The 13,100-nt window shown below is 73.3% G+C and carries 11 protein-coding genes; 2 read left to right on the forward strand and 9 right to left on the reverse strand.

The window, feature by feature from the left end:
• Positions 1 to 148: 148 nt before the first annotated feature.
• The 5 genes from katG to ACWCSD_RS34315 all read right to left on the reverse strand — a co-directional run bounded on the left by katG (position 149) and on the right by ACWCSD_RS34315 (position 6,130).
• Positions 149 to 2,377: a catalase/peroxidase HPI gene (katG, locus tag ACWCSD_RS34295; protein WP_397157816.1), complete on the reverse strand. Its 2,229-nt coding sequence runs from the start codon at positions 2,375 to 2,377 to the stop codon at positions 149 to 151.
• A 34-nt stretch (positions 2,378 to 2,411) separates the two neighbouring features.
• Positions 2,412 to 2,849 (reverse strand): Fur family transcriptional regulator, encoded by a 438-nt coding sequence (locus ACWCSD_RS34300; RefSeq protein WP_352327424.1) that lies wholly within the window; start codon positions 2,847 to 2,849, stop codon positions 2,412 to 2,414.
• A 95-nt stretch (positions 2,850 to 2,944) separates the two neighbouring features.
• On the reverse strand, positions 2,945 to 4,570 hold the full coding sequence (locus ACWCSD_RS34305) for an ABC-F family ATP-binding cassette domain-containing protein (RefSeq protein ID WP_449921155.1): 1,626 nt from the start codon (positions 4,568 to 4,570) through the stop codon (positions 2,945 to 2,947).
• Positions 4,571 to 4,840: 270 nt separating this feature from the next.
• Positions 4,841 to 5,515 (reverse strand): ankyrin repeat domain-containing protein, encoded by a 675-nt coding sequence (locus ACWCSD_RS34310; protein ID WP_358297664.1) that lies wholly within the window; start codon positions 5,513 to 5,515, stop codon positions 4,841 to 4,843.
• Positions 5,516 to 5,572: 57 nt separating this feature from the next.
• A complete protein-coding gene (locus tag ACWCSD_RS34315; RefSeq protein ID WP_397157821.1) occupies positions 5,573 to 6,130 on the reverse strand; it encodes a heme-binding protein in 558 nt (185 codons plus the stop codon).
• Between the two features lie 200 nt (positions 6,131 to 6,330).
• Here ACWCSD_RS34315 and ACWCSD_RS34320 point away from each other — a divergent pair, with 200 nt between their 5' ends.
• Positions 6,331 to 7,527: a sensor histidine kinase gene (locus ACWCSD_RS34320; RefSeq protein ID WP_449921159.1), complete on the forward strand. Its 1,197-nt coding sequence runs from the start codon at positions 6,331 to 6,333 to the stop codon at positions 7,525 to 7,527.
• Positions 7,524 to 8,147 (forward strand): response regulator, encoded by a 624-nt coding sequence (locus tag ACWCSD_RS34325; RefSeq protein WP_397157824.1) that lies wholly within the window; start codon positions 7,524 to 7,526, stop codon positions 8,145 to 8,147. The genes ACWCSD_RS34320 and ACWCSD_RS34325 overlap by 4 nt, the downstream gene beginning before the upstream one ends.
• A 39-nt stretch (positions 8,148 to 8,186) precedes the next feature.
• On the opposite strand, the gene ACWCSD_RS34330 is transcribed toward ACWCSD_RS34325, so the two are convergent.
• The 4 genes from ACWCSD_RS34330 to ACWCSD_RS34345 all read right to left on the reverse strand — a co-directional run bounded on the left by ACWCSD_RS34330 (position 8,187) and on the right by ACWCSD_RS34345 (position 12,982).
• Positions 8,187 to 9,122 (reverse strand): TolB family protein, encoded by a 936-nt coding sequence (locus ACWCSD_RS34330; protein ID WP_387682406.1) that lies wholly within the window; start codon positions 9,120 to 9,122, stop codon positions 8,187 to 8,189.
• On the reverse strand, positions 9,119 to 10,309 hold the full coding sequence (locus tag ACWCSD_RS34335; protein ID WP_397157826.1) for an MFS transporter: 1,191 nt from the start codon (positions 10,307 to 10,309) through the stop codon (positions 9,119 to 9,121). Before ACWCSD_RS34335 ends, ACWCSD_RS34330 begins: the two co-directional genes overlap by 4 nt.
• On the reverse strand, positions 10,310 to 11,617 hold the full coding sequence (locus ACWCSD_RS34340; protein ID WP_449921163.1) for a discoidin domain-containing protein: 1,308 nt from the start codon (positions 11,615 to 11,617) through the stop codon (positions 10,310 to 10,312).
• A 255-nt stretch (positions 11,618 to 11,872) separates the two neighbouring features.
• A complete protein-coding gene (locus ACWCSD_RS34345) occupies positions 11,873 to 12,982 on the reverse strand; it encodes a hypothetical protein (RefSeq protein ID WP_397157830.1) in 1,110 nt (369 codons plus the stop codon).
• Positions 12,983 to 13,100: the final 118 nt, after the last annotated feature.

Raw genomic sequence — 13,100 nt, forward strand, 5'->3', positions numbered from 1 at the left:
GCCGACCTGCGCGTCACCTCTCAGGCCCTGCTCACCGCCTGACGTCCGGCACGGCCCGCGCCGGGGGCGGAAGGCGTCCCGGCCCGCCAGGCAGGTCGCCGGGCACGCGGAACGCCCGGGGCGGCCGCCCCGGGCGTTCCGGTCAGGCTCAGGCCAGGTCGAACCGGTCGAGGTTCATGACCTTGTCCCACGCCGCGACGAAGTCACGGACGAACTTCTCCTTGGCGTCGTCGCTGGCGTAGACCTCGGCGACCGCGCGCAACTCGGAGTTCGCGCCGAAGACGAGGTCGGCGCGGGTGCCGGTCCACCGCACCTCGCCGGTGGCGGCGTCGCGGCCCTCGAAGAGGTTGGCGTCCTCGGTCGAGTGCCACGTCGTGCCCAGGTCGAGCAGGTTGACGAAGAAGTCGTTGGTCAGCGTCCCCGGGGTCGTGGTGAGGACGCCGAGCGTCGACTGCCGGTGGTTGGCGCCCAGCACCCGCAGGCCGCCCACGAGGACGGTCATCTCCGGCGCGCTCAGCGTCAGCAGGTTGGCCCGGTCGAGCAGCAGGTACTCGGCCGGAAGCCGGTTGCCCTTGCCGAGGTAGTTGCGGAACCCGTCGGCGACCGGCTCCAGCGCGGCGAACGACTCCACGTCGGTCTGCTCCTGCGTGGCGTCCGCGCGTCCCGGCGTGAAGGGCACCTGGACGTCGAAGCCGGCCTCCTTGGCGGCCCGCTCGACGCCCGCGCACCCGGCCAGCACGATCAGGTCGGCCAGCGAGACCTGCTTGCCGCCGGTCTGGGCGCCGTTGAACGCCTTCTGGACGCCCTCCAGCGTGCCCAGCACGGTCGCCAGCCGGTCGGGGTCGTTGACCTCCCACGCGCTCTGCGGCTGCAGGCGGATGCGCGCGCCGTCGGCCCCGCCGCGCTTGTCGCTGCCGCGGAAGGAGGAGGCCGAGGCCCACGCGGTGGAGACCAGCTCGGACACCGACAGCCCCGTGGCGAGGATCTGCTCCTTGAGCGCGGCGACGTCGGCCGCGTCGACGAGCTCGTGCGTCACCGCGGGCAGCGGGTCCTGCCACAGCAGCGTCTCGGCCGGGACCTCCGGGCCGAGGTAGCGGGCGCGCGGGCCCATGTCGCGGTGGGTGAGCTTGTACCAGGCGCGGGCGAAGGCGTCGGCGAGCTCGTCGGGGTGCTCCAGCCAGCGGCGGGTGATCTGCTCGTAGATCGGGTCCACGCGCAGGGCCAGGTCGGTCGTCAGCATCGTCGGAGCGTGCCGCTTGGCCGGGTCGTGGGCGTCGGGCACGGTGCCGGCGCCGGCGCCGTCCTTCGGCCGCCACTGGTTGGCGCCCGCGGGGCTCTTGAACAGCTCCCACTCGTAGCCGTACAGGATCTCCAGGAAGCTGTTGTCCCAGGTCGTGGGGGTGTTCGTCCAGATGCCCTCAAGGCCGCTGGTGATGGCGTCGCCGCCCTTGCCGGTGCCGAAGCTGTTGCGCCAGCCGAGGCCCATCTGCTCGATCGGGGCGGCCTCGGGGTCGGGGCCGACGTGGTCGGCCGGGCCGGCGCCGTGCGTCTTGCCGAAGGTGTGACCGCCCACGATGAGGGCGGCGGTCTCCTCGTCGTTCATCGCCATGCGGCGGAAGGTCTCGCGGATGTCGCGGGCCGCCGCCAGCGGGTCGGGGTTGCCGTTGGGGCCCTCGGGGTTGACGTAGATGAGGCCCATCTGGACCGCGGCCAGCGGGTTCTCCAGCTCGCGGTCGCCGGTGTATCGCTGGTCGCCGAGCCAGGTGGACTCGGGGCCCCAGTAGACGTCCTCGTCGGGCTCCCAGGCGTCCACGCGGCCGCCGGCGTAGCCGAAGGTCTTGAAGCCCATCGACTCCAGGGCCACGTTGCCGGTGAGGATCAGCAGGTCGGCCCAGGAGATCTTGCGGCCGTACTTCTTCTTGACCGGCCACAGCAGGCGGCGGGCCTTGTCCAGGTTGCCGTTGTCCGGCCAGCTGTTGAGCGGCGCGAAGCGCTGCTGCCCGGACCCGGCGCCGCCGCGTCCGTCGCTGATGCGGTACGTGCCCGCGCTGTGCCAGGCCATCCGGATCATGAACGGGCCGTAGTGGCCGAAGTCGGCCGGCCACCAGTCCTGCGAGGTCGTCAGCACCTCGGCGATGTCCCGCTTGACGGCCGCGAGGTCGAGGGTCTTGAACTCCGCTGCGTAGTCGAAGTCCTCGCCGAGCGGGTTGGCCACGGCCGGGTTCTTGGCCAGGATCTTGACGTTGAGCCGCTCCGGCCACCACTGGCGGTTGCCGCCGCCCTGGGTCGGGTGCGGGGCGCGCTCGTGCGCGACCGGACAGCCGCCCGAGTCCTCCGACTTGGCGTCTGTGACGATCGCATCATGGTTCTCAGACATGGGAATCCTTCCGGACGAGGCGGAATCTGGGTGCTCAGGAACTGCTGCCGGTGGAACAGGCGGGGCACAGGCCCCAATAGATGACCTCGGCCTCGTCGATGGCGAAGCCGCGGTCGTCGGAGGCGGTCAGGCAGGGGGCGTGGCCGACGGCGCAGTCGACGTCGGCCACGGCGCCGCAGGACCGGCACACGAGATGGTGGTGGTTGTCCCCGACGCGGCCCTCGTACAGGGCCGAGCTGCCCGGGGGGTCGAGGCGGCGGACGAGCCCCGCGGCGGCCAGCGCGTGGAGGGCGTCGTACACGGCCTGCAACGAGATATGACCCACGCGCTCGCGCACCCCGGAGGCGATCGCCTCGACCCCGAGGTGGTCACCCTCGCGGACGGTCTCGAGCAGCGCGACCCGGGCGGCGGTCACCCGCAGTCCGGCGCCGCGCAGCTCCTCGGCGGTCGTCGGAGCCTTCGATGCGGTCATAGCCGCCAAACCTACCTATACAAACCTGAATGACACAAGAGAACGAACCATCCAAGTTTATTAATATGTCCGGAAATAGCCCCCTACAGGGGACGTCACCCCAGCTCCGGCCCGCCGCCCTCCAGCAGCCGCCCGCCGGACAGCTCCAGCCTGCGGTCCACCCGGATCTCCGCCAGGAACCGCTCGTCGTGGCTGACCACCACGAACGCCCCCTCGTACGCGCCGAGCGCGCTCTCCAGCTGGCCCACGCTGACCAGGTCGAGGTTGTTGGTCGGCTCGTCCAGCAGCAGCAGCTGGGGCGCCGGCTCCGCGCACAACACGCAGGCCAGCGTGGCGCGCAGCCGTTCGCCGCCCGACAGCACACCTACCCGCAGATGGGCGCGCGCTCCCCGGAACAGGAAGCGGGCCAGCAGGTTCATCCGCTCGGCGGCCGGCATCGCGGGGGCGAAGGCGGCCAGGCTCTCGGCGACGGTGAGGTCGTCGTCGAGCAGGTCGAGCCGCTGCGACAGGTAGGCCACCCGGCCGTCGGCCCGCCTGGCGGTGCCGCCGTCGGGCTCCAGGTCGCCGGTGATCAGGCGCAGCAGCGTGGACTTGCCGGCGCCGTTGGGGCCGGTCAGCGCGATGCGCTCGGGCCCGCGCACGACCAGGTCGATGCCGGGCTCGGCGAACAGGCCGCGGGCCATGAGGTGCTCGCCCTGGAAGACCGTGCGCCCGGCGGGCACGTTGGTGCCCGGCAGTTGCAGGGAGATGCGCTGGTCGTCGCGCAGGGCCCGGCCCGCCTCGTCGAGCCGGGCCTTGGCGTCGCTGACGCGGGCGGCGTGCGTCTGGCCCGCCCGGCCGGCCGACTCCTGGGCGCCGCGCTTCATGTTCCCGGCGAAGATGCGCGGCAGGCCGGCGTTCTTGAGGTTGCGGGCGGCGTTGCCGGCCCTGCGCTCGGCGCGCTCGCGGGCCTGCTGCATCTCCCGCTTCTCGCGCTTGAGCTCCTGCTCGGCGGTGCGCACGTTGCGCTCGGCGGCCTCCTGCTCGGTGCGTACGGCCTCCTCGTAGGCGGTGAAGTCGCCGCCGTAGAAGCGCACCTCGCCCCGGTCGAGCTCGGCGATGCGGTCCATGCGGTCGAGCAGGGCGCGGTCGTGGCTGACCACGAGCAGGCAGCCCTTCCAGTCGCCGAGCACGGCGTGCAGCCGGTGGCGGGCGTCGAGGTCGAGGTTGTTCGTGGGCTCGTCGAGCAGCAGCACGTCGGGCCGCCGGAGCAGCTGCGCGGCCAGGCCGAGCGAGACGATCTGCCCGCCGCTCAGCGTGCGCAGGGTGCGGGCGAAGTCGAGGTGGCCGAGCCCGAGCCGGTCGAGCTGGGCACGGGTGCGCTCCTCGATGTCCCAGTCGTTGCCGATGATGGTGAAGTGCTCCTCGGCGGTGTCGCCCGCCTCGATGGCGTTGAGCGCCGCGATCACCGGGGCGATGCCCAGGACCTCGGCCACGGTCAGGTCGCCGGCCAGCGGCAGGCTCTGCGGCAGGTAGCCGAGCACGCCGTTGACGGACACGCCGCCCGAGCGCGGCCGGTACTCCCCGGCGATCAGCTTGAGCAGCGTGCTCTTGCCGGCGCCGTTGGGGGCGACCAGGCCGGTACGGCCGCCGGGCACGCTGAAGGACAGGTCGCTGAAGACGGGGGTGTCGTCAGGCCAGGAGAAGGACAGGTTGGAGCAGACGATGAACGCGTCGGACATGTGAAGAAGACCTCGACGGAGAACGCGGGCATGCCGAAGCCGCCCGGTGAAAGGACAGGGATTCGGGAAACGACGAACGCGGCCACACCGGCGGCGCTCACGCGCTCACGCCGGGGCCGATCAACCTCCGGTATCACCCGGAGATGTCGTCGTCACCTGCCATGTCTGGTCTCCTAGCTGAGAATCACAAGCATTTCACACCATAGCAGGCGCCTGCCGCGCTCCGGACGCCTGCCTCCTGCGCGCCCGCCGAGGCCGGGCCCCGCCGGGTCAGTGGGCTCCGGCTGCGCGGAGCAGGGCGGCCACTTCCCTCTGGCCCTTGGAGACGGCGTGGGCCAGCGGCGTGACGCCGTCGCGGTCGGCCAGGTCGACGTCGGCGCCCGCGGCGATGAGCAGCCGCACGACCTCCTGGTGGCGCTCGCCGCCGTCGCCCAGGATGACCGCCTCCAGCAGGCCCGTCCAGCCCAGGTCGTTGACGTGGTCGACGTCGATGCCGGTCTTCAGCACCTCGCGCACGTACTCGACGTGCCCGCGCTCGCAGGCGGGGATGAGGGAGACGCCTCCGTACCGGTTGCGCCTGGTCAGGTCGGGCCCGGCGGGCAGCAGCGCCTTGAGCATCGCCACGCTCCCGGTGACGCCGGTGACCAGCCAGGGGGTGTCCTTCCTGGCGTCCTGGGCGTCGGGGTCGGCGCCCGCCGCGACGAGCACCTTGGCCACCTCGACGTGGTCGGCCGCCGCCGCGAGCAGCAGGGCCGTACGGCGTTGCCCGTCGCGGGCCTCGACGTCGGCCCCCGCGCCGAGCGCGTCCCGGACGGCGGCGGCGTCCCCGCGCGCGGCTCCCGCCAGCAGTTCCTCGTCGGCCATTCCCGCTCCCTTCACCTCGCGCCCGCCGCAGGCCGCGAGCATCAGACCGAGTCCCCAGGTCAGGATGGCTCGGCGGTTCATCCCCTCATCCTTCCGTCCGCCCGCCCCCGGCGGCGCGCCGGGGGCCGGTCCAGCCGGTCAGCGCAGCTGCCCGGCGACCGCCTTGAGGCCCGCCTGGGCGATGGACTCGTCAATGTCGCCGCTGGGGGCGCCCCCCACGCCGATGCCCGCGACGGGAGCGCCGCCCGAGGCGACCGGCACGCCGCCGCCGAGGAAGAGGGTGCCCGGGATGTCGGCGATGGACGGCCCGCCGCCGTTGATGCCCTTGCCCAGCTCGGACGTCGTCCGGCCGAAGGAGACCGCGGTGAACGCCTTGCGCCGGGCCGACTCCTCGGTCTGCGGGCCCGCGCCGTCGCCCTTGAGCACCAGGCGGGTCGCGCCGGACCGGTCGACGATCACGACGGTGACGCGCTGCTTCTGCTTGACGGCCTCCTTCAGGGCGGCGTCGGCGATCTTCAGCGCGGCGTCGGCGGAGAGCGTGCCGGTCTGCACGACGGGCTCGGCCGCGGCGACCCGGGCGACCCGGGCGCTGTGCGCGGCGTCGGCGGCCTGGGCGGGCGAGGTGGCGGCGACGGCGCCGGCCAGCACGGCCAGCCCCGACAGCGAGCCGGCGACCAGGCGAGTACGGATGTTCATGGTTTCTCCAGTTCGTCAGGGCGAAGTCGGACACTTCTAGGTTTCCGGGCGGGCCGCCGCGGGCCATCGGGAGCACGGGCGATCTGCGCGCGCCGAGCGGTCGAGGGCCGGGTCAACCGATCGGTTGATGCGCCGCCGCCCTGGTGGGGGCCATTCTCGGGCAGGGGATAGTGTCGAAGGGCGCGGCGACGGGGAGGGCCATGAGGGAGCGCACCTGGCTCAACTGGGCCATGCACGTCGGCTTCTACCTGCTGCTCGCCGCCTCGGCCCTGCGGCTGGTGTCCCGCCACGGCATGAGCGCCCAGACGGTGACGTCGCTGGCCGTCTGCGGCCTGCTCGCGCTGGCCTACGCGGCCGGGATCGTCTGGTGGCACCGGCTGGGGCGGCAGGGGCGGCTGGTCTGGCTGGGCGGCGTGGCGGCGGTGTGGCTGGCGCTGGTGGTGCTGGCGCCGTCGTTCAGCTGGTGTGCGGTCCCCCTGCTCTTCCTGTGCCTGCGGCTGCTCAACGCGCACGGCTTCGCGGTGGCCGCCGCGGCGCTGACCCTGGTGGTGATCGTGGCCCAGCTGGAGATCGCCCGCGAGCTCGACGTCAGCCTGATCCTCGCGCCGGTCGGCATCGCGGCCATGACGGCGGTGATCTTCGGGGAGCTGCAGCGCGAGAGCGCCGCCCGGCAGCTGCTCATCAACGACCTGATCAGCACCCGCGGCACGCTGGCCGACTCCCGTCACCGCACCGGCGTCCTGGAGGAGCGCGAGCGGCTGGCCAGGGAGATCCACGACACCCTCGCCCAGGGCCTGACCAGCATGGGCATCCTGCTCCAGGCCGCCGACCGCATGTGGGCCACCGACCCGGCCCAGGCCCGCGCCCACGTACGGCGGGCCGCCGCGGCCGCCGCCGACAACCTGGCCGAGGCACGGCGGTTCGTCCGCGACCTCCAGCCGCCCGGTCTGGTGGACGTCACGCTGCCCGAGGCCCTCGCCCGGCTCTGCGCGGACGCCGGCGAGACTGGGCCGCGGGTGCGCTTCCGGCTGGCGGGCGAGGAGTACCCGCTGGCGCCGGAGGTGCAGGCGGCCCTGCTCCGGGTGGCGCAGGCGGCGCTGGCCAACGTCCGCGACCACGCCGCCCCGGCGGCGGACCCGGCGGCCGGGGTGACGGTCACGGTGACGCTGTCCTACCTCGACGGCGAGGTGACGCTCGACGTGTTCGACGACGGCGTCGGCTTCGCCGAACCGGCCCCCGCTCCCGGCCGCGGCTACGGGTTGCGGGCGATGCGCGACCGGCTGGCGGAGGTGCACGGCGTCCTGGTCGTGGAGAGCGCGCCCGGCGAGGGCACGGCGGTCGCGGCCCGGGTGCCCGCCGCGTGGCCGCCGCGGGCCCTGGACGGCGGTGGGGCATGAGGTTGTTCCTGGTCGACGACCATCCGGTGGTCCGGGCGGGGCTGGTGGCGCTGCTCGGCGGCGAGCCCGACATGGAGATCGTCGGCGAGGCGGCCGACGGCGCCGAGGCGTTGCGCGGCATCGCCGCCTGCTCCCCCGACGTCGTCCTCATGGACCTGCAGCTCGGCGAGGGCCTCGACGGCGTGGAGGTCACCCGGCGGGTCCGCGAGCTGCCCGCGCCGCCGCAGGTGCTGGTGCTGACGACGTACGAGAGCGACGCCGACATCATGCGGGCCGTCGACGCGGGGGCCATCGGCTACCTGCTCAAGGCGTGCCCGCCGGAGGAGCTGTTCCAGGGCATCCGGGCCGCGGCCAGGGGCGAGAGCGTGTTGTCGGCCAAGGTGGCGACCCGGATGATGCGGCGCATGCGCGAGCCGGGCCCGGCGCTGAGCGCCCGCGAGGTCGAGCTGCTGGAGCTGCTGGCCAGCGGGGCGAGCAACCGGGAGATCGCCCGGCGGCTCTACATCACCGAGGCGACGGTCAAGACCCACCTGGTGCACATCTACGACAAGCTCGGCGTGGACACGCGCACGGCCGCGGTCACGGTGGCGGTCGAGAGACGCCTCATCCGGCTCCCCTGACCGCCGGCCCCCGGACCCAGGGGGCCCCGTGACCGCGTGTCAGCGGACGGCGGCCGGGGAGCTCGCGCCGGGGATCAGCCGTCGGGGCGGGCCGCCGCCTACGTCGGCCGCCCACACGTCGCCGTCCTTGGCGTACATGACGGTGCGGTCGTCCAGCCAGGCGGCCTGGTCGTCGATGCTGGCCCGCTCCCCCAGCGGGGTCTCCCGCATCGTGGCCAGGTCCAGCAGGTGCAGCCGCCACGGTCCCGGCGAGACGCGTTTCTTGAACACCAGCCGGGTCCCGTCCGGCGACAGGGACGGGCACTCGGCGTTCTCCCTGAGCGCGCGCGCCCGCCAGGCCCCGAAGTCGCCCTCCACCAGGTACGTCCTGCCCTTGGTCGAGACGGTCGCGTAGAAGCGGTTGTCGTCGGCGGCGAACGTGACCCCCCAGTAGTTGACGTCGGCCGAGTGGTAGCGGCGGCCGTCGAGGTAGAGCGGGATGTCCTCCATGTTGGTGACGAGGTAGCCGGTCCGGGTGTCGAGGATGCCGGTCCAGGTGGAGAAGCCGCCGGTGCTGTAGGAGTCGCCGGTGACGAACACCGTCCAGGAGGCCATCCGGCCGCTGGCCGACACGCGGGCCCGGCTCGGGACGCCGGCCAGGTTGATCCGGCGGGTCTCCTTGAGCGACCGGTCCAGGACGAGCGCCTCGGTCTTCGGCAGCGGGCCGGGCCGGGTGACCAGGCAGAGGGTGGTGCCGTTCGCCGTGTAGAAGCGGTCGCAGGCCCGGGAGCTGACCCGCGGCGGCGCGCCCGGGTCGGCGAGCGGCACGGAGGCGACGCGTCCGCCGCTGCGCACCAGCACCCGGCCCGGCTCGCCGGTGTCGAAGCCCGCGACGGCGGGCCCGGTCTGCCGCGAGGACGCCGCCCAGGTGGCGTACGCGGTCGCGCCGCCCGCCAGCAGGACCACCGCGGCCAGGAGCACGAGCACCCGTCTCATGGACGACCTCCTTGTGATCGCAGCGCCCGCCACGCGATCGCGGACGCCGTCACCAGCCCCGCGGCCATCACCGCCAGCGCCGGCCCCTCCCCCGTCCCCGCCCACAGCAGGCCGAACAGGATGGACGACACCATCCGGGCCGTGGCCTGCCCGGTCTGCAGCAGCGCCAGCCCGCCGGTGCGCGCGCTCTCGGGCAGCATCGGCCCGGTCAGGGCCATCAGCACCCCGTCGGTGGCGGCGTAGAACAGGCCGTGCAGCAGCAGCGCGGGCAGCAGCCAGGCCGGGCCCATCAGCACCAGGTAGACCGCGAGCAGCGCCACGTGCCCGGTGACGAACACCGCCGCGCGCCCGAACCGGTCCGCCAGCCGGCCGAGCGGCACGGCCAGCAGCAGGTACGCGCCCGCCGTGCCGAGCGGCAGCAGCGGGAACAGCTCCGGCGCGATCGCCAGCCGCCGCTGCAGCACGAGGTAGACGAACGAGTCGCTGACCGTGACCAGGCCGAGCGCGACCGCCACCAGGCAGGCCCGGCGGAACCCCGGCTCCCGCGTCACCGCCGCCCGCAGCCGGACGCGGACGGTCAGCGGGCCGCGCCGGTCGCGTACGTACAGGACCAGCAGCAGCACGGCCAGCGCGGCCACGCAGAAGCTCGTCACGAACACCGCGTCGTAGGCGCCGGCCGTCGCCGTCAGCACCGCGAAGGCGGCCAGCGGCCCGAGGAAGGCGCCCACGGTGTCCATCGCCCGGTGCACCCCGAACGCGCCGCCCAGCCGGTCGGGCGGGGCGCTCAGGGTGATGAGGGCGTCCCGGGGCGCGGTGCGCAGCCCCTTGCCGGTGCGGTCGGCGGCCAGCACCAGCCCGAGCGCGGCGGCCGATCCGCCGGCCGCGAGCAGGCCCAGCTTGCAGACGGCCGAGAGCCCGTACCCGAGCCCGGCGACCAGCTTGCGACGGCTCCACCGGTCGGCGGCGTGCCCGCCGGCCAGCCTGACCAGCGCGGTGACGCCGAAGTACAGGCCGTCCAGCAGGCCGAACTGCACCAGGCTGAGCCCGAGCGTGCCCACCAGGTACAGCGGCAGCACCGCGGTGACCATCTCCGAGGAGACGTCCGTGACCAGGCTGACCAGGCCGAGCGCCACCACGTTGGCGGGCACCGCCCTGGTCAGCCGGGTGCCGAGAAGCGAGATGTACATCTAGTGGCAGGAGTAGGTCGGGCTGCTGTCCTTGACCGAGCCGTCGGTCCCGATCAGCTGCCAGCCGAACGTGCTGCCGGTGAAGGTCAGCTTCAGCACGCCGAACGTGCCGCTCAGCCGCTTCTGGCTGTTCGGCTGCACGTTCTCGATCTGGTACGGCGACGCGCCGCCCATCCCGCCGAGCACCTCGACGATGCCCTTCGCGGTGTCGGCCTGGGCGCTGGGGTTCTGCGGCCCGAACCGCTCGTAGTGGTGGTCGTGCCCGTTGAGCACGAACTCGGCGCCGGCCGCGTACAGGGCCTGCCACACGGGCTTGGAGACGGGGTCGTTGCCGTGCTCGCCGGAGCTGAACAGCGGGTGGTGCCAGTACGCGGCCACGCACGGCTTGGTGGTGGCGGCGAGGTCGCTCTTGAGCCAGGTGAGCTGGGCGGACTGGTCGAAGTGGTTGGAGTCGAGCGCGACGAAGTGCCAGTTGCCCCGGTCGTAGCTGTAGTAGCTCTTGCCCTGCGGGAAGGCGATCGCGCCGAAGTACGACTTGTACCCGGCTTCCGATCCGGCCGGGTCATAGGTCTCGTGGTTGCCGGGGACCGGGTGGGTCTTGGCCTTGAACCTGCCCCACGTCTTGTCGTAGTAGTTGCGGAAGTCCGACAGCAGGGCGTCGTCGTACTGGTTGTCGCCCATGGTGATGACGAACTCGGGGTTCATCGACTCGACCAGGGCGGCCGTCTTCGGGTGCACGCAGGAGGAGGAGCTCGCGGTGCACTGCTCGGCGATGTCACCGGCGGCGGCCACGACGAACGTGTCGCCCGGCGGGTCGGTGGGCTGGGTGCCGCCGCCGTAGACCTGCATCTCCCACAGGGAGTAGCCGTAGTCGGTGCCGCGCGCGGTCCCGTACATGCGGACGTAGCGGCCGGTGCCGGTCACGGTGAGGTCGTCCACGCCGCCGTCGCCGCTGGTGGTGGAGTAGACGTCGGTCCAGGCGCTCCCGTCCGGGGAGGTCTGGATCTTGTACGACGTGGCGTAGGCGTCCTCCCAGGTCAGCTTGACCCGGCTGATCTGCTGGGCGGCGCCGAGGTCGACGCGCAGCCATTCGGGGTCGTGGCCTTCGGCCGAGGCCCACCGGGTACCGGTGAGGTCGCCGTCGAAGGCCTTGGCGGCGGCGTAGGAGGTGGCTTCCTTGGAGGAGGAGGTGGCGGGTTTGCCCTGTGACAGCAGCGTCTCGGCGGTGCCGGCCGAGGCGTTGGCGGCCACGAGCAGGCCGGCCAGCAGGCCGATCACGGCCATGACGGCCAGGCGGACTCTGGACATGGCGATTCTCCTGGGGGTGAGAGATCGGAGCACGGTCCGGTGGGCGGCCGGGGCAGGAGGTCTTTCGCTGAGCGCGTCACATCCTGGGGAAGGAAGCCGCGCCGAGCCGCTTACCGGGATCGTGGCGCAGGGCGCTGAGGGCTGTCAATGAAGTTAGGAAGGTTTCTTAACCCTGTTGGGCGGGGTTCACCTGGGCGGCGCGCGGCACGGCGAGGGCGCCGCCCGGAGGCCGGGCGGCTGGTCCTGAGCGGGCCGTCAGCCCGGGGTCACCGGGACGTTCGTCAGCCCGCGGGTGGCGCCGGTGACGGTGTTGGAGGAGTGCACGACGTTGGGATCGGCCGCGCACTTCGACGTCGAGGTGATCTTGATGGCGTACCCGCCGACGCCGCCGAGATCGGATCGGTTGCCGCGCCAGACGTTGCCGCAGCCGTTGAGGAAGGACGGCGTCGTGGCCGGATTGTGCGTCTCGTAGCCGTTGGCGAAGGTGCCGGGCGGGGCGAACGTGCCGGTGTTGTTCTCGATGGTGTAGCCGGAGCCCTTGACGTCCACCCAGGAGTCGGCGGAGTTCTGACCGCTGACGCCGGTGCCGTCGAAGGTGTTGCCGCTGATCAGGCCGCCGCTGGTGCCCTCCTTGACGTCGATGTGCTCGGCGGCGACGTACGGGCCGATGGTGTTCCCGGTGACCTGGACGCGGTCCGAGCGGTCCGCGCCGCCGGTGTCGCCGTGGCAGCCCCAGTTGGAGCCGGCCGAGCCGAGGTAGACGCCCTCGCCGTAACCGGGCTGGACGAGGCCGGTGTGGGTGATGCGGGAGCCACGCAGCACGCCGTCGGACGAGCTGCGCCGGAAGTGCACGCCCTCGTCCTCGACGTGGTGCACGTACACGCCGTCGATGACCACGTGCGGGGAGGCGTCCAGGACGACGCCCTTCTTGGAGTCCTTGACGGTGAACCCGGTGAGCCGCCAGTACGGCGCCTCGTACAGCCACAGCCCGTAGCCGGAGTCCCAGCCGCCGCCGGGCGCGGGGCAGGACGGCGCGGCGCCGGAGGGACCGTCGTTGACCAGGACGGCGTCCGCCGGTCCGGTCAGCGTGATCGGGGCGGCGGACGTTCCGGGGCGCCGGGCGACGAAGGCGCCGTGGTACTCGCCGGGCGCGAGCCTGATGGTCTGCCCGGGAACGGCCGCGGCCAGCGCGCCGGCGAGCTGGGCCGCCGTGGCCACCTCGACCACCTCGGCCCTCGCGGTCTTCTCGCCCGCTTCGGCCGTTTCGGCCACCTCGGCACCGGCCGCCGCTCCGGAAAGCGGCATCGCGGCGGCCGGGGCGGACAGCAGGAGTGGCAGCAGGCCGGTCAGCAGGGCCCGTCTCATGGGGTTCCTCCCTTCGGGGGGGCCGTGCCCGCGGACGGCCTGCCCCGGCCCCGCGCGGGTTGCCCCCCCCGGCACGGCCCCCACAGGGTTCCCGTCCCCCGGAAAAAGAACAGCAGCG

Source organism: Nonomuraea sp. NPDC001684, assembly GCF_053596515.1.